We start from the raw sequence: 19,131 nt of genomic DNA, 5'->3' as shown, positions 1-19,131 counted from the left end.
GGGTACGCCTCGACGGGATACGGCCCGACGGGGCGCGGCTGGACGGAACCGGGGGAGGACACATGCGGGCCGACGCGCGCCGCAATCACGAGCGGCTGCTGGGCGAGGCCCGCGCCGCCTTCGCCGAGCACGGCACGGACGCCTCCCTGGAGGAGGTGGCCCGCCGCGCCGGAGTCGGCATCGGCACCCTCTACCGGCACTTCCCGAACCGTGACGCCCTGGTGAACGCGGTCTTCCAGGAGGCGCTGGCCACGCTCGTCCAGCGCTCGCGCGACCTCGCCCAGGCGGAGGACCCGTGCCGGGCGCTCGTGGAGTGGCTGCGCGCCCTCATCACCCATGCGGGTGAGTACCGCGGCCTCGCGCGGGCGCTCATGTCGGCTTCGTACGACGAGAGTTCGGCGCTCGCGCAGTGCAGCGCCCCCTTGCGGACGGCGGGAGAGCGCCTGCTCGACCGGGCTCGGCACGCGGGTTCGGTCCGCGACGACGTGTCGATCGGCGATCTGATGCAGCTCACCAAGGCGATCGCCCTGGCCGCCGAGCAGTCCCCCGACGACGAGGACCTGGCGGACCGGCTGCTCACGCTGACCCTGCGGGGCCTCGAACGGTGACCCGGGTGCGGGCGGGTCTCCCTCCGCCCGGCCGGGTGCTCAGCGGCGCCGCATGTCCGCGACGCGGGCCGTCCTCTCGGGGCCGAGCGGCTCGGCGGCCATCGCGGCCGCGCCACGGAACTGCCCGGCGGGGTAGCGGCCGCGCTGCCCGGGAAGGGGCACGTCACGACGAGGGCGGCCGCTGCCCGGGGGGACGGGGTCGCTCCCCGCGCCCGGAGCCGCGCCCGTGCCCGCCACCGCGATCTGGACACCCTGGTCGGCGAGCGCCTGGAGTTCCGTCGCGGCCCGGTCGTCATGCGCCGGCGGCTCGTCGGTCACCAGCCGGGTGATCACGTCGGTCGGCACCGTCTGGAACATCGTGTCGGTGCCGAGCTTGGTGTGGTCGGCGAGGACCACCACCTCCGCCGCCGCCTGCACGAGGGCCCGGTCCACGCTCGCGGAGAGCATGTTGGACGTGGACAGGCCGCGCTCGGCGGTCAGTCCGCTTCCGGAGAGGAAGGCCCGGGAGACCCGGAGGCCCTGGAGCGACTGCTCGGCCCCGCTGCCCACCAGCGCGTAGTTCGAGCCGCGCAGCGTGCCGCCGGTCATGACGACCTCGACCCGGTTGGCGTGGGCGAGGGCCTGGGCGACGAGCAGCGAGTTGGTGACCACGGTCAGACCGGGCACGCGGGCGAGCCGGCGGGCCAGCTCCTGCGTGGTCGTCCCGGCGCCGACGACGATGGCCTCGCCCTCTTCGACCAGGCTCGCGGCGACGTCGGCGATGGCCGTTTTCTCCGCGGTCGCGAGATGGGACTTTTGCGGGAAGCCGGACTCTCGCGTGAAACCGCCCGGTAGTACCGCACCGCCGTGCCGGCGGTCGAGGAGTCCTTCTGCCTCCAGTGCCCGCACGTCTCGCCGTACGGTCACTTCTGAGGTCTGGACGACGCGGGCGAGCTCACGGAGCGACACGGCCCCGTTGGCGCGCACCATTTCGAGGATCAACTGACGACGTTCTGCAGCGAACACGAAACTGACAGTAACCTGAGCGGCCGATACTTTTCAGCACTATGCGCCGAATTGCAGAAGATGCGCACAGACGGGACCCCCAAGTGATATGGGAAGTCCCGTCGTTGATCACGGAGCGCGAGGAGTGGCCCCCGGTTAGCCGGGGGTTGCCGGGGATTGTCCCCCTCTCCCCGGCCGGGGCGGGTTGCCGCCCCGGCGGGGAGCGCCGGCTAGGCCTCGCCCGTCGCCTTTCGGGTCTGCAACTGCCGTGCCACTTCGGCGATCGAGCCCGACAGGGACGGGTACACGGTGAAGGCGTTCGCGATCTGCTCGACGGTCAGATTGTTGTCGACCGCGATCGAGATCGGATGGATCAGTTCGCTCGCCTTCGGGGCGACGACACAGCCGCCGACCACGATCCCCGTGCCCGGACGGCAGAAGATCTTGACGAAGCCGTCCCGGATGCCCTGCATCTTCGCGCGGGGGTTGCGCAGCAGCGGCAGCTTGACGACCCGGGCGTCGATCTTGCCCGCGTCCACGTCCGCCTGGGTGTAGCCGACGGTGGCGATCTCCGGGTCGGTGAAGACGTTCGAGGAGACCGTCTTCAGGTTCAGCGGGGCCACCGCGTCGCCGAGGAAGTGGTACATCGCGATCCGTCCCTGCATGGCCGCCACCGAGGCGAGCGCGAAGACGCCGGTCACGTCGCCCGCGGCGTAGACGCCCGGGGCGGAGGTGCGGGAGACCTTGTCGGTCCAGATGTGGCCCGAGTCCTTCAGCCGGACCCCGGCCTCCTCCAGTCCCATTCCGGCCGAGTTCGGGATGGCGCCGACCGCCATGAGGCAGTGGGTGCCGGAGATGACCCGGCCGTCGGCCAGCGTGACCTCCACCCGGTCGCCGACCCGCTTGGCGGACTCGGCGCGGGAGCGGGCCATGACGTTCATGCCGCGACGGCGGAAGACGTCCTCCAGGACGGCCGCGGCGTCCGGGTCCTCACCGGGCAGCACGCGGTCGCGCGAGGAGACGAGCGTGACCCGGGAGCCGAGGGCCTGGTAGGCACCGGCGAACTCGGCGCCGGTGACACCGGAGCCGACCACGATCAGCTCCTCGGGCAGCTCCTTGAGGTCGTAGACCTGGGTCCAGTTCAGGATCCGCTCGCCGTCGGGCTGCGCGTCGGGCAGCTCGCGCGGGTGACCGCCGGTCGCGATCAGCACGGCGTCGGCGGTGAGCGCCTCCTCCTTGCCGTCGGCGGCGGTGACGATCACCTGGCGGGAACCGTCCACGGCCTGCCGGCCCGACAGCCGGCCACGGCCGCGCAGCACCCGGGCGCCGGCCCGGGTGACGGAGGCGGTGATGTCGTGGGACTGGGCGAGCGCCAGGCGCTTCACCCGGCGGTTGACCTTCCCGAGGTCGACGCCGACGACGCGGGCGGCCTGCTCCACGTGCGGGGTGTCGTCGGCCACGATGATGCCCAGCTCCTCGTACGAGGAGTCGAAGGTGGTCATCACCTCGGCCGTGGCGATGAGGGTCTTCGAGGGGACACAGTCGGTCAGGACGGACGCGCCGCCGAGGCCGTCGCAGTCGACGACGGTCACCTCCGCGCCGAGTTGGGCGCCCACCAGGGCCGCCTCGTATCCGCCGGGTCCGCCACCGATGATCACGATCCGGGTCACGTGGGTTACGCCTCGCGCTCTCGTTCTGCCGGGGGGTGACCCCGTGGGGCTGCGTGCAGTGCGTACCCCATTGTCCCGCACGCTTCAAGGGTGCACTCGCCGGGGCCTCCGAACAGCCCCCGTCACGGCCCCCACCACGGGCTTCCGCGATCACCCCTCCCCCTCCCGTACCCTCGACCCCATGTCGCTCTACGCCGCGTACGCCGGCAACCTCGACGCGCGGCTCATGACCCGCCGCGCCCCGCACTCCCCGCTGCGCGGCACCGGCTGGCTCAACGGCTGGCGGCTCACCTTCGGCGGCGAGCAGATGGGCTGGGAGGGCGCGCTGGCCACGATCGTGGAGGCACCGCGTTCCCAGGTCTTCATCGCGCTGTACGACATCGCGCCGATGGACGAGGACTCGATGGACCGGTGGGAGGGCGTGGGTCTCGACATCTACCGCCGCATGCGGGTGCGGGTGCACACCCTGGACGGCGAGGAGGCCGCGTGGGTGTACGTCCTCAACGCGTACGAGGGCGGTCTGCCGTCCGCGCGGTACCTCGGCGAGATCGCCGACGCGGCGGAGTCGGCGGGCGCGCCGCACGACTACGTGATGGAGCTGCGCAAGCGGCCCTGCTGACGGCCGCCGAGGCGCGCCGCCGCCACGAAGGGCCTGGTCACAGGCGCGGTCCCGAGCCCTTCCGGCAGACCGCCGGGTGCCGGAGGCCACAGCGTTCGTCGGAAACGACAAGACAACGATCGCATGTCCGTCCGCATCGTCATCTACGCGCGTAGGAATTCTCGGGCTACGCTTCTGCGCGTATGAAATCCGTCCGGGGCGCTCCTCGGACACCCCCTCCCCGAGGCGAGAGAGTCAGTGAACGCAACTGCCACCCCGTACGAGGCCGCCGAGGCCGCTGCCGCGCGCCTTCGCGAGCTGACCGGCACCGAGAACCACGACGTCGCCCTGGTGATGGGTTCCGGCTGGGCGCCCGCCGTCGACGCGCTCGGCGCACCGCAGGCCGAGTTCCCGGTCACCGAGCTGCCCGGCTTCCCGCCGCCGGCCGTCGAGGGCCACGGCGGCACGGTCCGCTCGTACAAGATCGGCGAGAAGCGCGTGCTGGTCTTCCTCGGCCGCACCCACTTCTACGAGGGCCGGGGCGTCGCCTCCGTCGCCCACGGTGTGCGCACCGCCGTCGCCGCCGGCTGCCGGACCGTCGTCCTGACCAACGGCTGCGGCGGCCTGCGCGAGGGCATGCGCCCCGGCCAGCCGGTCCTGATCAGCGACCACATCAACCTGACGGCCGCCTCCCCGATCGTCGGCGCGAACTTCGTGGACCTCACCGACCTGTACTCGCCGCGGCTGCGCGCGCTCTGCCAGGAGATCGACGAGACCCTGGAAGAGGGCGTCTACGTCCAGTTCCCCGGGCCGCACTACGAGACCCCGGCCGAGATCAACATGGTCCGCGTCATGGGCGGCGACCTGGTCGGCATGTCCACGGTCCTGGAGGCCATCGCGGCCCGCGAGGCCGGCGCCGAGGTCCTGGGCATCTCCCTGGTCACCAACCTGGCGGCGGGCCTCTCGGGCGAGCCCCTGAACCACGAGGAGGTCCTCCAGGCCGGCCGCGACTCCGCCGCCCGCATGGGCGAGCTGCTCACCCGGGTGCTCGACCGCATCTGACGGCCGCACCCCGCACTCCCCGCGACGGGACCCGCCCCGCCCTCCGCCCGACGTCTCCCGCGCCCTCGCCGGCGCGGAGGCCCGGCGGGACGCGCGGGCGCGGGCCGTACGGGGGTCCGCCCGGGGGGTCTTCCGCCGATCGGGCCCAAGCGGCCGCGCGTCCGGCAGGATCGGCGGGACGCCCCCGGGGAGCCCACCGCCCGTCGCGCGGCTCGTCCGGGAGGGGCCGGGCCGGGGAAGAGAACCCGCCCGCGCCCTCCCGCCCGCACCCTCCGAAAGGCACCCACCGTGACGCAGGACGACCTCCTCGCCCGGGCCAAGGCCTGGCTCGCCGAGGACCCCGACAACGAGACCCGCGAGGAGCTTTCCCGGCTCGTCGCGGCCGGTGAGACCGACGAGCTCGCCGCCCGGTTCGCCGGCACGCTGCAGTTCGGCACCGCCGGGCTCCGCGGCGAACTGGGCGCCGGCCCGATGCGGATGAACCGCTCGGTCGTCATCCGGGCCGCCGCCGGACTCGCGGCCTACCTCAAGGCTGAGGGCCGCACGGGCGGACTCGTCGTCATCGGCTACGACGCCCGCTACAAGTCGGCCGACTTCGCCCGCGACACCGCCGCCGTCATGACCGGCGCCGGCCTGCGCGCGGCCCTGCTCCCGCGCCCCCTGCCGACGCCGGTCCTCGCGTTCGCCATAAGGCACCTGGGCGCCGTCGCGGGTGTCGAGGTGACCGCGAGCCACAACCCGCCGCGGGACAACGGCTACAAGGTCTACCTCGGTGACGGCTCGCAGATCGTGCCGCCCGCGGACGCCGAGATCGCGGCCCGGATCGCCGCGGTGCGCTCGCTCGCCGACGTACCGCGCCCGGAGTCCGGCTGGGAGACCCTCGGCGACGAGGTCCTGGAGGCCTACCTGGACCGTACGGAGGCCGTCCTGACCCCTGGGACGGCCCGGACCGTGCGGACCGTCTACACCGCCATGCACGGCGTCGGCAAGGACGTCCTGACGGCCGCCTTCGCGCGGGCCGGCTTCCCGCCGCCGGCGCTCGTCGCCGAGCAGGCCGAACCGGACCCGGCGTTCCCGACGGTCGCCTTCCCCAACCCGGAGGAGCCGGGGGCCATGGACCTCGCCTTCGAGGCGGCCCGCGCCGTGGGACCCGACATCGTGATCGCCAACGACCCGGACGCCGACCGCTGCGCGGTGGCGGTGCCGGACGCCGCCGTCGAGGGCGGCTGGCGGATGCTGCGGGGCGACGAGGTGGGCTCGCTGCTCGCCGCGCACCTCGCCGACAAGGGCGCGCGGGGCGTCTTCGCCGAGTCGATCGTGTCGTCCTCGCTGCTCGGCCGCATCGCCGAGGCCGCCGGGGTCGGCCACGAGGAGACGCTGACCGGATTCAAGTGGATCGCCCGCGTCGACGGCCTGCGGTACGGCTACGAGGAGGCGCTGGGCTACTGCGTCGACCCCGAGGGCGTCCGCGACAAGGACGGCATCACCGCCGCGCTGATGGTCGCCGAGCTGGCCTCGGAGCTGAAGGAGAAGGGCCGCACGCTGACGGACCTCCTGGACGACCTGGCGGTGGCGCACGGACTGCACGCCACGGACCAGCTGTCGGTCCGCGTGGAGGACCTGAGCGTCATCGCGAACGCGATGAGCGCGCTGCGCGAGCGGCCGCCGGTCTCGCTGGCCGGTCTGACGGTGACGCGGGCGGAGGACCTGACGAAGGGCACGGAGTCGCTGCCCCCGACGGACGGACTGCGCTACTACCTGGACGGCGACCACAAGGCCCGGGTGATCGTCCGCCCGAGCGGCACCGAGCCCAAGCTCAAGTGCTACCTGGAGGTCGTGGTCCCGGTGACCGCCGCGAGCGACCTGCCCACGGCCCGCGCGAAGGCCACCGGGATCCTCACCGCGATCAAGCTCGACCTGTCGGCCGCCGCCGGGCTCTGACTCGGCACCGGGGGACTCGCGGCCCGGGTTCCCGGGCGCCCGCTCCGGACTTCCGCACCGCGGCGCCCACGAGGGCCCGTACGGAATCGTCTCCGTACGGGCCCTCGTCGTCGTCTCCGTGCGACCCCGCCCCTTTCCCTCCCGTACGGGTGAATTCGGTACGGCAACCGACGTAACCCGCGTCCCGCGATCAGGTGGTCCGCGCCAGGGTGACCCGGTATCCCGACGCCCACCCCTGGAGCCGCCGCAGTGCCCCCGGTGCTGTCCGTCCGCCCCACCGTGCCCGCCTCACGGCGGCCGCCGGACCCGCCGCACGACGCCCTTCCGGAGCGGGTGCGCGGCACCCTGCGGCACGCCGCCCCCGCGCTCCTGGGCTATCTGGTCGTACGGCTCCTGGGCCTCCTCGTCCTCGCCCGCTGGGCGCACCTGCGCGGCCACGGCGTCTGGCCGACGCTGGCCACGTCCTGGGACTCGTCCTGGTACCTCGCCATCGCCGAGGACGGCTACGCGCGGGAACTCGGCACCCGGACGTACGGCAACAACCTCGCGTTCTTCCCGCTCTACCCCGCCCTGATCAGGACGCTCGCCGCCGTCGCGCCGGGCTCACCCGCCTCCGTGGCGCTGGTGATCGCCGGGGTCTGCTCGCTGGTCGCCGCCTGGGGGGTCTTCGCCGTCGGCGACCGGCTGCACGGCCGCCGGACGGGCACCGTCCTCGCCGTGCTGTGGGGAGCGGCGCCGGTCGCCGTCGTCCAGTGGATGGGGTACACCGAGTCGCTGTTCACCGCGCTGGCCGCCTGGTCGCTGTACGCGGTCCTCACCGGCAGGTGGGCCTGGGCCGCGGGTCTCGCGGTCGCCGCCGGGCTCACCCGGCCGACCGGCATCGCCGTGGCGGCGGCGGTGACGGCGGCGGGCCTGCTCGCCGCCCGGCGCGGCAACCGCCCGGCGCTGGCGGCGGCGCTCGCGGCGCCGCTCGGCTGGCTCGGCTACGTCGGCTGGGTGGGACTGCGCCTGGGGCGCTGGGACGGCTACTTCGCCGTCCAGCGGCTGTGGACCAACGAGTGGGACGGCGGAGCCGTGACCGCGCGGACCCTGCGCGAGCTGCTGGTGTACGACCGGAAGCCCCAGCTCTTCCTGGTGGTGGTCTCCGTGGTGCTGATCGGCTCGGCGGCGCTGTTCCTGCTCTGCCTGGGCGACCGTCAGCCGCTGCCGCTGCTGGTCTTCACGGGGGTCCTGCTGCTGGTGGTCCTCGGCAGCGGAGGGGTGTACTTCCCGCGCGCCCGCTTCCTGCTGCCGGGCTTCCCCCTGCTGCTCCCCCTCGCCCACGCCCTCACCCGCGCCCGCCTCCACACCGCCGCCCTGGCCCTCGCGGGGGCGGCCGTGTCCTCGGCGTGGCTGGGCGGCTACATGCTCCTGGTCTGGCACGGGCCGCCGTGACCGTCACAGACCTGTGACAGTCGGGACGGATTCGTGACGCGCGGAGCGGAGAGGCCGTCGGCCTCCGTTGCTAGCCTCGAATCTTTGATCCTTTAACCAAAGTGGGGGGCCCTGTGCGCTATCGCGCGAGAGGAGCAGGGGGCCGGCCGCGCCGAAGGCTGGCGGCGACCGCCGTCGCCGTCGCCGCGGCGGCCGCCACGCTCGCACCGTTCAGCGGGGGGCCGGCGGTCGCGGCGGAGGAGACGACGCCGACGGCACCGCTCACCATCCCGGCCCAGAAGTCCCGGGTCCCGGGGCAGCTCGTCCACGCCGGGGCGACCGGCTTCCTGCACAAGGACTGGCAGGGGTACGCCTGGGTGGCGTACGGCGACGGTGCCTCCGTCCGGTACGACGCGAAGGGCGCCCCGGAGGTGTACGGCACCGGCACCGGGATCGCCCGCGTGTACGACCCGCCGGGCGAGCCCAAGCGGGTGGTCTTCCAGGACGGCCCGACGGCTCCCGAGCGGACCGTGACGGTCCCCGCGAACCAGTCGTTCGCCCATGTGGAGGGCGGCACGGTCGTCACCAACGAGTACCCGACCGCGAAGACCGTCCACGTCCTCGCGTACGAGAACGGCGTGCTGAGGGACCGCACGGTGACCGCGCCGGCCGGTGCCGAGAGCGTCACCGCCCACGTGACCCAGGGCAACGGCAAGGGGTTCCTCGTCTCGTACACCGTCGGCGGCGCCCGACGGGTCGGCTGGGTCGACCTCGACGAACTGGTCGTCCGCCCCACGGGAATCGCCCACGACATCACCGGCCGCTCCGCGCCGCTCGTCGGCTCGCGCGTCATGGACTTCGACTTCAGGACCGAACGCCTCAAGGTGTGGGACACCGAGGGCGACCTCTCCCGGCCGGTCGCGGAGATCTCCGTGCCCGAGTCGCCCTCGGCGCTGCTCGGCGACCACGCGGTGGTCCGCGAGAAGTACCAGGACGGCGACGACCCGTTCACGCTGTACCCGCTGGACGGCGGCGAGGCGCGCCCGGCGTTCGGCGCCGACGCGGTCCTCGGCACTCAGGACGGCGGCGCCCTGGCGACGGTCGAGGCCGCGGACGGAACGTACCGGGTCCACCGGGTCCGGATCCCCGACAGCGGATCCGGCCCCGTCCTCACCCCGCTGTACGAGGTCCCGCTGGGGATCACCCGCACGGAGCAGCTGGTCGTCGCGCAGGGCGTCCTGCACGGCACGGAGAACTACGACTACGACGTGTACAACGCGGCGGCGGTCGTCTCCCGGAACCTCACCGTCGGCGGTGACCTCGCGGCGGGTCCGAGGATCGACCGCGGACAGGACGGCTACAACAACGTTCCGGGGTACTGCCGCCAGGTGTGCCAGAAGATCGTGCCCTCCGGTGACGGCCGGCTCCTCTGGATCGGATATCCGGGCAACATCCGGTTCGTCCAGGAGGGAGAGAACCTGGAGCGCTCCCGGTGGACGGACACCGACCCCCGTCCGTCCGACTTCCAGTCGTCCGGCCGGTACGTCGCGTACACCCAGGACGACGGCACGCAGAAGACGTACAAGGTCCATGACATCGACACCGACGAGAACGTCCTCTCCCGTGCGATCGAGGACCGGCTGGCCTCCCTCGACGGCGGCACGCTGTGGGTGGAGAGCAGGACCGCCGGCGTCGTCGACGCGGTCGACGTCCGCACCGGCGCGACCACGCGCTCGGTGAAGGTCGCGGGCTGCGACCTGACGAGGCTGCAGGCCGTCGGCTCGGCCGTGTACTGGAGGTGCGCGACGGCCTCCGGGGTGAAGGACGTCGACACGGGGGCGAACGTGCCGCTGCCCGCCCACACCTCCGCCCTGCTCGGCGACGGCTACCTCGCCCACGCCCAGGGCCACACGGTCTCCGCGACTCCCCTGCGCGGGGGCGGCGCGACCCGCGTCATCGGGACCGTGGCGGACCCCGTGCCGGGCCGCGGCTGGACCGTGGACCGGTTCGGCGGCCACGTCGGCTACGTGGACGCCGCGGAGGACGTCCACGTCGTACCCGTCGGGGTGGCGGCGCCGCCGCTGCGGCTGCTCGACTCCCGGCCTCCCGCCGAGGTCCTGGACCGCAAGGCCGCCGACCCGGCCTGGTCGGGCAGCTGGTGGCTGTCCAAGCCCGCCTCGTCCTGGCGGATCGACGTCCGGGACGCGGCCGGCACCGTCGTCCACACCCTGGGGGGAGGCGAGGCCCGCGGTGTGGTCCAGGCCCGGTGGGACGGCAAGGACGCGTCGGGGGCCGCGCTGCCGGACGGACTGTACGACTGGACGCTGACGGCCGTCCCGGCGGACGGCGAGGGCCCGGCGCTCACGCGGACCGGTGACGTCGCGCTGACCCGCGCCGCCTCCCTGGCCTCCAGGGCGTACCAGCCGGTGACGCCGGCGCGGGTGATGGACACCCGGGACGGCACGGGCGTCGCCAAGGCGAAGATCGGCCCGGGTGGAACGGTCACCCTGACCGTCGCGGGCAAGGGCGGTGTCCCGGCGAGGGGCGTCTCCGCGGTCGTCCTCAACGTCACCGCCACCAACCCGACGGCCGGAACGTTCGTCTCCGTCTACCCCTACGGCACCACCCGCACCAGCGCGTCCAACCTCAACATCACCGCGGGACAGACCGTCCCCAACCTCGTCGTCGTCCCCGTCAAGGACGGCAAGGTCACCTTCTACAACCGCAACGGCAGCGTCGACCTCATCGCCGACGTCGCCGGGTACCACTCCCTCACGGGCTCCGGCTCCCGGTTCGAGCCGGTGACGCCGGCGCGGGTGATGGACACCCGGGACGGCACGGGCGTCGCCAAGGCGAAGATCGGCCCGGGCGGAACGGTCACCCTGACCGTCGCGGGCAAGGGCGGCGTGCCCGCCACCGGAGCCACCGCGGTCGTCCTCAACGTCACCGCCACCAACCCGACGGCCGGAACGTTCGTCTCCGCCTACCCCTACGGCACCACCCGCACCAGCGCGTCCAACCTCAACATCACCGCGGGACAGACCGTCCCCAACCTCGTCGTCGTCCCCGTCAAGGACGGCAAGGTCACCTTCTACAACCGCAACGGCAGCGTCGACCTCATCGCCGACGTCCAGGGCTTCCACGCCCCCTGAGCCGACGGGCACGAACGCCGAGGGCCGGGTTGCGCACCTGCGGGTGCGCACCCGGCCCTCGGCTGTGCCGGGCGCCTCAGCCCGTGGCGAGCAGGATCACGAGCAGCAGCAGACCGGCCGCCGCCGGGGCGATGATCTCGTACGCCCACCGGATCCGCGGCTCGCCCTGGGCGCCCGGGCGGGAGGCGTAGCGCTCCGCGAGGTCGCGCAGGTCGGCGACCGTCTGGTCGGCGGGGGCGAGCCGGGAGGCGTCGTTCACGTCGGCGTGGACGGAGGTGCGGCCGTGCGGGTCGTCCTGGGCGGCGCGGGTCTGGCGGCGCGCGGCGCGCTTGCGCTGGCGCAGCGAGACCGGGATGGCCCAGAGCTGGTACTTCGTCCCGTCCCGGGTGAGGGCCTCGCTGGAGTATCCGGCGCGGACGTCGGCGACGGCGGCCCAGGGCAGCGTGATGGAGCGGAACGGGTTGCGGATGCGGAGCCGGTCCTCGTTCGCGTAGACGGCGGGCCGCAGGGTGAAGGCCACGACGAGCGGGACGAGGAGGACCAGCGCCGCCAGCGCCACCCACGGCGTGCGGCCCTCGCCCCGGACGATCGCGTCGCCGCAGAACCAGGCGGCGAGTCCGAGCAGCAGGACACCGCCCGCGATCCCGAAGGGCGAACGGAAGACGCGGTCGGCGTAGGCCGGCTCGGCGGGCGGCTGGGGGCTCGTCATACCGCCGATTCTGCCTCAGCGCCCCTCGCTCGGCTCAGGCGGCTCGGTCGACCGGGTCGGCCCCGAGCACGATGCCGTCGGGGCGGTGGCCGTCGGCTCCGCGTCCCCGAACCCTGCCTTCGCCCGGGGGGGGGCTCGTCGTCGGCGCGGCGGCGGTGCCCGCGCCGATGCCGACGGCCTTCCCGACCGTGCACGCGCCCGTCGCGGCGCCGGCCGACGGGCTGGGGTCCGGCGGCGGCGCCGCCCGCGCCTGCTTCGCCGCGGACTCGGCGGACTCGGCGGACGTTGCGGAGGCTGCCGTACCGGCCTCACCCCCCGGCGGCCGTACCGAGCTCACCCCCGCCACCCGTACCGGACTCGCCCCAGGCGGTCGCACCGGACTCGCCGGTGGCCGCGGCGGCCGGGCCGTCGGCTCGAGGCCGCGGGTCGGCACCGCCTTGTGACAGCCGTCACGGCGCCCGGTAGCGACCTGGGCGTTCGCGGCCGGAGCAAAGGCGGGCCTGTACAGGTCGCTACGCGCGTAGATATGCTCGACTGGTGACCATGCCCACCACTGCATCTGCAGCACACGCTTTCGCCGACGTGACCGCGTCCGACAGTGCGCTGCGCCGCTTCCTCCACGGGCTGCCCGGCGTCGACGCCGTCGGCCTGGAGGCGCGCGCCGCGTCCCTCGGCACCCGCTCGATCAAGACCACGGCCAAGGCCTACGCCATCGACCTGGCCATCTCGATGATCGACCTGACGACGCTCGAAGGCGCGGACACCCCGGGCAAGGTCCGGGCGCTCGCCGCCAAGGCCGTCAATCCCGACCCGTCCGACCGTACGACCCCGACGACCGCCGCGGTCTGCGTCTACCCCGACATGGTGGCCACCGCCAAGGCCGCCGTCGCGGGCTCCGACGTCAAGGTCGCCTCCGTGGCCACGGCCTTCCCGGCCGGGCGCGCCGCGCTCCCCGTGAAGCTCGCGGACACCGCCGACGCGATCGCCGCCGGCGCCGACGAGATCGACATGGTCATCGACCGTGGCGCCTTCCTCGCCGGCCGCTATCTGCAGGTCTTCGAGCAGATCTCCGCCATCAAGGCCGCGTGCGGCGACCGCGCCCGCCTCAAGGTGATCTTCGAGACCGGCGAGCTGTCCACGTACGACAACATCCGCCGTGCGTCCTGGCTCGGGATGATGGCCGGCGCCGACTTCATCAAGACCTCGACCGGCAAGGTCGCGGTCAACGCCACCCCGGCCAACACCCTGCTCATGCTGGAGGCGGTGCGGGACTTCCGCGCGCAGACCGGCGTGCAGATCGGCGTGAAGCCGGCCGGCGGCATCCGCAACACCAAGGAAGCGATCAAGTTCCTGGTGCTCGTCAACGAGACCGTGGGCGAGGACTGGCTGGACAACCACTGGTTCCGCTTCGGCGCCTCCAGCCTGCTCAACGACCTGCTCATGCAGCGTCAGAAGCTGGCGACCGGCCGCTACTCCGGCCCCGACTACGTCACGGTGGACTGATCGATCATGGCATCTGTATTCGAGTACGCACCGGCGCCCGAGTCGCGCTCGGTCGTCGACATCGCCCCGTCGTACGGCCTGTTCATCGACGGCGAGTTCGTCGACGCGGCCGACGGCAAGGTCTTCAAGACCGTCTCGCCCTCCTCCGAGGAGGTCCTCGCCGAGGTCGCCCGGGCGGGTGCCGAGGACGTCGACCGCGCGGTGAAGGCGGCACGCAAGGCGTTCGAGAAGTGGTCGGCGCTGCCCGGCTCCGAGCGCGCCAAGTACCTCTTCCGCATCGCCCGGATCATCCAGGAGCGCAGCCGCGAGCTGGCCGTCCTGGAGACCCTGGACAACGGCAAGCCCATCAAGGAGACGCGCGACGCGGACCTCCCGCTCGTCGCCGCGCACTTCTTCTACTACGCCGGCTGGGCCGACAAGCTCGACCACGCCGGATACGGCGCGAACCCGAGGCCGCTGGGCGTGGCGGGCCAGGTCATCCCGTGGAACTTCCCGCTGCTGATGCTGGCGTGGAAGATCGCCCCGGGGCTGGCGACCGGCAACACCGTCGTGCTGAAGCCCGCCGAGACCACCCCGCTGTCCGCCCTGTTCTTCGCGGACATCTGCCGTCAGGCCGGGCTGCCCAAGGGTGTCGTCAACATCCTCCCCGGCTACGGGGACACCGGCGCCGCGCTCGTCGAGCACCCGGACGTGAACAAGGTGGCCTTCACCGGCTCCACCGCGGTCGGCAAGTCCATCGCCCGCTCGGTCGCCGGCACGCGCAAGAAGCTGACGCTGGAGCTGGGCGGCAAGGGCGCGAACATCGTCTTCGACGACGCGCCGATCGACCAGGCCGTCGAGGGCATCGTCACCGGCATCTTCTTCAACCAGGGCCAGGTCTGCTGCGCGGGCTCGCGCCTGCTGGTCCAGGAGTCGATCCAGGACGAACTGCTCGACGCGCTCAAGCGGCGCCTGTCGACGCTGCGGCTGGGCGACCCGCTGGACAAGAACACCGACATCGGCGCGATCAACTCCGCCGAGCAGCTGTCCCGGATCACCACGCTGGTGGAGAAGGGCGAGGCGGAGGGCGCCGAGCGCTGGTCGCCGGCCTGCGAACTTCCCACGTCCGGCTACTGGTTCGCCCCGACGCTGTTCACGAACGTCACGCAGGCGCACACCATCGCCCGCGACGAGATCTTCGGCCCGGTCCTCTCCGTGCTGACGTTCCGTACGCCGGACGAGGCGGTCGCCAAGGCCAACAACAGCCAGTACGGCCTGTCGGCCGGCATCTGGACGGAGAAGGGCTCGCGGATCCTGGCCGTGGCCGGCAAGCTCCGGGCGGGTGTCGTCTGGGCCAACACGTTCAACAAGTTCGACCCGACCTCGCCCTTCGGCGGCTACAAGGAGTCGGGCTTCGGCCGCGAGGGCGGCCGCCACGGCCTGGAGGCGTACCTCGATGTCTGAGCAGAACCGTCTGAGCGTCTTCAAGACCTACAAGCTGTACGTCGGGGGCAAGTTCCCCCGCAGCGAGAGCGGCCGGGTGTACGAAGTGCAGGACCACAAGGGCAAGTGGCTGGCCAACGCGCCGCTCTCCTCCCGCAAAGACGCCCGTGACGCGGTCGTCGCGGCGCGCAAGGCGTTCGGCGGCTGGTCGGGCGCGACGGCGTACAACCGCGGCCAGGTCCTCTACCGCGTCGCCGAGATGCTGGAGGGCCGCAAGAGCCAGTTCGTGCACGAGGTGGCGCACGCCGAGGGCCTGTCGAAGTCCAAGGCCGCGGAGGTCGTCGAGGCGGCCGTGGACCGCTGGGTCTGGTACGCGGGCTGGACCGACAAGATCGGCCAGATCGTGGGCGGGGCGAACCCCGTCGCGGGGCCGTACTTCAACCTCTCCACCCCGGAGCCCACCGGTGTCGTCACCGTCGTGGCGCCCCAGGAGTCGTCGTTCCTGGGCCTGGTGTCGGTGGTCGCCCCGGTCATCGCGACCGGCAACACGGCCGTCGTGATCGCGAGCGAGAAGGCTCCGCTGCCGGCCCTGTCCCTGGGCGAGGTGCTCGCCACGTCCGACCTGCCGGGCGGTGTCGTCAACATCCTCTCCGGCAAGGCCGCGGAGATGGGCCCGCACCTGGCGGCACACCAGGACGTCAACGCGATCGACCTGACGGGCGCCGGCGCCGATCTGGCCCGGGACCTGGAGATCGCCGCGGCGGACAACCTGAAGCGCGTGCTGCGCCGCCGTGCCGAGGACTTCTCCGCGTCCCCCGGCACGGACCGCATGACCGCCTTCCTGGAGACCAAGACGGTCTGGCACCCCACGGGTTCGCTGGGCGCGAGCGGCTCCGCCTACTAGGGCGTGCGGCGGGGCGGGGCAGGCGGGACTCTCCCCACTCGCCCTTGCTCCGCCGGCCGAGGCCCCCGGGTGTCTGCGCCCGGGGGCCTTGCGCATGCCCCGCGACCGAACCCATGATCCCTTCATGCTGAGGGGATTGATCAAGGGAGACAACGCCTTCGTCCCGACGGCCGCGCTGCGCGTCGCGGTCCGGAGCGGGGTGGACGTCGCGGCGCTGCTCGTGACGGAGACGGGCAGGGTCCGGGGGGACGCCGACATCGTCTTCCCCGGCGCGCCCGTCCACGCGTCGGGCGCGGTACGGCTCGCCGAGGGCCAGGACGGCACGGTGTCGCTCGACGCCGACCTGGCGGGCGTCGAGGAGGCCGTGGACCGCGTGCTCCTCGTCGTGTCGACGGAGGAGGGCGCGCTGCGGGACGCGCGCGGGCTGTCCGTGGAGGTGTCCGGATCCGACGGGACGGCCGTCGTGTCGTACGAGGTGACCGACGCGGGCGACGAGACGGCGATGGTCCTCGCGGAGCTGTACCGCCGCTCGGGCGGCTGGAAGTTCCGCGCGGTGGGCCAGGGGTACGTCGACGGGCTGACCGGCCTGGCGGCGGACCACGGGGTGGACGTGAGCGAGGAACCACAGGAGGCCTCCCACCCGGCCCCGCCCGCCGCTCAGGCCCAGGAGCAGGCCCGAGCCCAGGCCCAGGCGCCGTCACCGTCACCGTCACCGGCTCAGGAACCGGCTCAGGGGGTCCAGGCGCCGCCCCAGGATCAGTCCCAGGCACCAGCGCAGGGTTCGCGCCTGACCCGGGACCAGATCCTCGACATGACCCCGGACCAGATCCGGGCGCTGGCCGCGGAGCGGGCACAGGCCCGGGCGTCGGCCCCGGAGGCCCCGGACGCCCCGGCGCCCGTGACGACGACGCCTCCCCCGCCCGGGCCACGGCCCGACCCGCCGGTCTGGACGTGCGGGCCGGTCTTCAAGCCGCGCACCGTCACCGGCCGGGACAGCGACGTGATCACCGAGAAGGACCTGCCGCCCGGCCCCGTCATGGTGGAACTGGCGCTGAAGGGCGAAGGACACCAGGCCCTGTGGCCCCTCGACGAGTCCAACGCCACCGGGACCTACCTCGTCAACACCACGGAGAAGGGCTTCCGGGGCCGGGTGCTCGCCTCCGTCCCCGCGCACGGGTGCCTTCGCCTGCGCCTGAAGGCGAGCGGCTCCTGGGAGATGCGGATCCTGCCGCTGGCGCAGGCCCGGCGTCTGACGAAGGGCAGCGTGGAGTCCTGGGGCCCCGACGTCCTGCTCCACACGGGAGGGACGGCCGACGCCGCCTTCCACTACCGCGGCGACAGCAATTTCGTCGTCTACCTCTACAGACTGGCGGGGCACGCGGACCCCACCACGCTTCCGAAGTCCGGAGGCTCCGTCATCAACGAGATCGGCGCACGCCGGGACACCGTACCGCTGCCCGAGGGCCCGCTCCTCGTCCACGTGGCCATGGGCGAGGGCCCCTGGAGCGCGCGCCTGAAGGACGTCCAGCCGCACAGGGGCGGGAACCCCGGCGCCCCGGCGAAGCTGCCCGAGCCCCGCAGGGCACTGGGCTGGCTGCGCCGCTCCCGCGGCTGAGCCCGCCCCTTCGCGTTACGGGAGCAGTTCCTGCGTCAGCGGACCCGCCACCGGCAGGTCCTCGACCGCGCCGCCCTTCGTCAGGTGGTCGGTGACGAGGTGGGTGCCGACCGGCTTGAAGTCGGCGACCTGGGTGCCGAGGCCGTTGTCGAGCGGGTCGACGCCGGTGTTGGCCAGCGGGTCGAGCTGGAGGCGGGTGAGCGGCCCCAGACCGTGGGTGACGCCGCCCAGCGCGGCCGCCCCGGCGGCGGCGGTGTCCGTCCTGGACAGCGAGTCGACGGGCAGCGGCACCGGGGCGGCGGCCTGGGCCGCCGAGCCCGCGCCGCTCAGGGCCGCACCCGCCGCCGTGACCGCGAGACCGGCCTTGAGCAGGGCGCTGCGGCGGGGGGTCCGGGGTTCTGCGTGACGCGCCATCGTGATCCTTCCGAGGGGTGACCGGGCGGCCACCGAAAGTAGTCGAGGTGTGATCCTCGCACCAACGGCTTCCCTCGGGGGTCCCCTTCACGGGGGAATGCTTCACACTGGTGTCCCGTGAGTTCCCAACCGATCCCGACCCGTGTCGTCCTGCTCGCGGGCCCCTCCGGCTCCGGCAAGTCGTCCCTCGCCGCCGTCGCCGGCCTTCCCGTCCTGCGCCTCGACGACTTCTACAAGGAAGGCGACGACCCCACGCTGCCGCTTGTCGCGGGGAGCGCCGACATCGACTGGGACTCACCGCTGTCCTGGGACGCGGACTCCGCCGTCGCGGCGATCGTGGACCTGTGCCGTACGGGCCGGACGGACGTCCCCGTCTACGACCTCGCGACCAGCTCCCGCGTGGACCGGGAGCGGCTGGACATCGAGCGGACGCCGCTGTTCGTGGCCGAGGGCATCTTCGCCGCGGAGATCGTGACGCGCTGCGAGGAACTGGGCGTGCTCGCCGACGCGCTGTGCCTGCGGGGCCGCCCCTCGACGACGTTCCGCCGCCGACTGGTGCGGGATCTGCGGGAGGGCCGCAAGTCGGTCCCGTTCCTGCTGCGCCGCGGCTGGCGCCTGATGCGCGCCGAACGCTCCATCGTGGCCCGCCAGACCGCCCTGGGCGCTCACCCCTGCGCCAAGCAGGAGGCCCTGGGCCGACTCGCCGCCGCGGCGGCCGGCCGGCACCGCGCCCCGGCCGCCCGGTAACGGACAGCCCCGCGGGACAACGCGACGCGGGCCGCACAAGCCCCCCCGGCTTGTCCGACCCGCGCCTTTCCCCCGTACCCCCGTGTCCCCCCGTGTTTCCCCCGTGGTCCCCCCGTACCTTCAGGCCACCAGCTCGCCGAAGGACTCTTCCTCGTCACGGCCGAAGCTGAGGACCTCGTCCTCGCGCAGCCGGCGCAGGGAGCGCCAGATGCTCGACTTCACCGTGCCGACACTGATGTCCAGGATCTCCGCGATCTCCGGATCCGTACGGCCCTCGTAGTAGCGCAGCACCAGCATCGTGCGCTGGAGCTCGGGCAGCCGGGCCAGGGCCTGCCACAGCACCGCCCGCAGCTCGGTCCCGCGCATCGCGTCCGTGTCGCCCGCCGTCT

General features: G+C 73.3%; 16 protein-coding genes. 11 read left to right on the top strand and 5 right to left on the bottom strand.

The genetic code is table 11. The features are described from left to right. The first annotated feature begins 62 nt into the window (after positions 1-62). A complete protein-coding gene (locus AB0K65_RS04695) occupies positions 63-608 on the top strand; it encodes a helix-turn-helix domain-containing protein (RefSeq protein ID WP_365714262.1) in 546 nt (181 codons plus the stop codon). 39 nt (positions 609-647) lie between these two features. Here AB0K65_RS04695 and AB0K65_RS04690 read toward each other — a convergent pair whose 3' ends face one another. Then, positions 648-1,613, bottom strand: coding sequence for a DeoR/GlpR family DNA-binding transcription regulator (locus AB0K65_RS04690; RefSeq protein ID WP_365714261.1), 966 nt, complete (start codon positions 1,611-1,613; stop codon positions 648-650). 209 nt (positions 1,614-1,822) lie between these two features. Continuing rightward, entirely contained in the window at positions 1,823-3,262 is a 1,440-nt protein-coding gene (locus tag AB0K65_RS04685; RefSeq protein WP_365714260.1) for an NAD(P)H-quinone dehydrogenase, read from the bottom strand. 181 nt (positions 3,263-3,443) lie between these two features. Here AB0K65_RS04685 and AB0K65_RS04680 point away from each other — a divergent pair, with 181 nt between their 5' ends. The 5 genes from AB0K65_RS04680 to AB0K65_RS04660 all read left to right on the top strand — a co-directional run bounded on the left by AB0K65_RS04680 (position 3,444) and on the right by AB0K65_RS04660 (position 11,428). Next, positions 3,444-3,881, top strand: a complete 438-nt coding sequence (locus AB0K65_RS04680; RefSeq protein WP_365714259.1) for a gamma-glutamylcyclotransferase — start codon at positions 3,444-3,446, stop codon at positions 3,879-3,881. A 237-nt stretch (positions 3,882-4,118) separates the two neighbouring features. Continuing rightward, positions 4,119-4,922 carry a purine-nucleoside phosphorylase gene (locus AB0K65_RS04675; RefSeq protein ID WP_365714258.1) on the top strand — a complete coding sequence of 268 codons (804 nt, stop codon included), beginning with the start codon at positions 4,119-4,121 and terminating at the stop codon, positions 4,920-4,922. Between the two features lie 288 nt (positions 4,923-5,210). Continuing rightward, positions 5,211-6,863 (top strand): phospho-sugar mutase, encoded by a 1,653-nt coding sequence (locus AB0K65_RS04670; RefSeq protein ID WP_365714257.1) that lies wholly within the window; start codon positions 5,211-5,213, stop codon positions 6,861-6,863. A 249-nt stretch (positions 6,864-7,112) separates the two neighbouring features. Further along, entirely contained in the window at positions 7,113-8,297 is a 1,185-nt protein-coding gene (locus AB0K65_RS04665; RefSeq protein ID WP_365714256.1) for a hypothetical protein, read from the top strand. Between the two features lie 113 nt (positions 8,298-8,410). Further along, on the top strand, positions 8,411-11,428 hold the full coding sequence (locus AB0K65_RS04660; protein WP_365714255.1) for a FlgD immunoglobulin-like domain containing protein: 3,018 nt from the start codon (positions 8,411-8,413) through the stop codon (positions 11,426-11,428). A gap of 76 nt (positions 11,429-11,504) precedes the next feature. Here the strand turns inward: AB0K65_RS04660 and AB0K65_RS04655 are convergent, their stop codons facing one another. After that, on the bottom strand, positions 11,505-12,137 hold the full coding sequence (locus AB0K65_RS04655) for a PH domain-containing protein (protein ID WP_365714254.1): 633 nt from the start codon (positions 12,135-12,137) through the stop codon (positions 11,505-11,507). Positions 12,138-12,674: 537 nt separating this feature from the next. On the opposite strand from AB0K65_RS04655, the gene deoC reads away from it, so the two are divergent. The 4 genes from deoC (at position 12,675) to AB0K65_RS04635 (ending at position 17,581) form a co-directional block, all read left to right on the top strand. Continuing rightward, entirely contained in the window at positions 12,675-13,640 is a 966-nt protein-coding gene (gene deoC, locus AB0K65_RS04650; RefSeq protein WP_365714253.1) for a deoxyribose-phosphate aldolase, read from the top strand. Positions 13,641-13,646: 6 nt separating this feature from the next. Then, positions 13,647-15,083 (top strand): aldehyde dehydrogenase family protein, encoded by a 1,437-nt coding sequence (locus AB0K65_RS04645; protein ID WP_365714252.1) that lies wholly within the window; start codon positions 13,647-13,649, stop codon positions 15,081-15,083. Next, the gene (locus tag AB0K65_RS04640; RefSeq protein WP_365714251.1) at positions 15,076-15,966 is read left to right on the top strand and encodes an aldehyde dehydrogenase family protein; all 891 of its coding nucleotides are present in this window, start codon (positions 15,076-15,078) and stop codon (positions 15,964-15,966) included. Before AB0K65_RS04645 ends, AB0K65_RS04640 begins: the two co-directional genes overlap by 8 nt. A 124-nt stretch (positions 15,967-16,090) precedes the next feature. Further along, on the top strand, positions 16,091-17,581 hold the full coding sequence (locus AB0K65_RS04635; protein ID WP_365714250.1) for a TerD family protein: 1,491 nt from the start codon (positions 16,091-16,093) through the stop codon (positions 17,579-17,581). 15 nt (positions 17,582-17,596) lie between these two features. Here AB0K65_RS04635 and AB0K65_RS04630 read toward each other — a convergent pair whose 3' ends face one another. After that, a complete protein-coding gene (locus AB0K65_RS04630) occupies positions 17,597-17,995 on the bottom strand; it encodes a hypothetical protein (RefSeq protein ID WP_365714249.1) in 399 nt (132 codons plus the stop codon). Positions 17,996-18,112: 117 nt separating this feature from the next. Between AB0K65_RS04630 and AB0K65_RS04625 the strand changes: the two genes are divergently transcribed. Further along, positions 18,113-18,742, top strand: a complete 630-nt coding sequence (locus AB0K65_RS04625; protein WP_365714248.1) for an ATP-binding protein — start codon at positions 18,113-18,115, stop codon at positions 18,740-18,742. Positions 18,743-18,862: 120 nt separating this feature from the next. Here the strand turns inward: AB0K65_RS04625 and AB0K65_RS04620 are convergent. Beyond that, positions 18,863-19,131, bottom strand: a 269-nt coding sequence (locus AB0K65_RS04620) for a sigma-70 family RNA polymerase sigma factor (protein ID WP_365714247.1), incomplete at its 5' end; no start/stop codon positions are given.

This window comes from Streptomyces sp. NPDC053755 (assembly GCF_040677675.1).
Classification (GTDB): domain Bacteria; phylum Actinomycetota; class Actinomycetes; order Streptomycetales; family Streptomycetaceae; genus Streptomyces.
The sequence above is the reverse complement of the archived record's forward strand: the minus strand, read 5'-3'. Positions and strand labels throughout refer to the sequence as shown.

Excerpts from the sequence above, each read along its gene's own strand:
- AB0K65_RS04695 (WP_365714262.1), top strand. The coding sequence starts at position 63 with ATGCGGGCCGACGCGCGCCGCAATCACGAGCGGCTGCTGGGCGAGGCC.
- AB0K65_RS04680 (WP_365714259.1), top strand. The coding sequence starts at position 3,444 with ATGTCGCTCTACGCCGCGTACGCCGGCAACCTCGACGCGCGGCTCATG.
- AB0K65_RS04655 (WP_365714254.1), bottom strand. The coding sequence starts at position 12,137 with ATGACGAGCCCCCAGCCGCCCGCCGAGCCGGCCTACGCCGACCGCGTC.
- AB0K65_RS04645 (WP_365714252.1), top strand. The coding sequence starts at position 13,647 with ATGGCATCTGTATTCGAGTACGCACCGGCGCCCGAGTCGCGCTCGGTC.
- AB0K65_RS04640 (WP_365714251.1), top strand. The coding sequence starts at position 15,076 with ATGTCTGAGCAGAACCGTCTGAGCGTCTTCAAGACCTACAAGCTGTAC.
- AB0K65_RS04635 (WP_365714250.1), top strand. The coding sequence starts at position 16,091 with ATGCTGAGGGGATTGATCAAGGGAGACAACGCCTTCGTCCCGACGGCC.
- AB0K65_RS04630 (WP_365714249.1), bottom strand. The coding sequence starts at position 17,995 with ATGGCGCGTCACGCAGAACCCCGGACCCCCCGCCGCAGCGCCCTGCTC.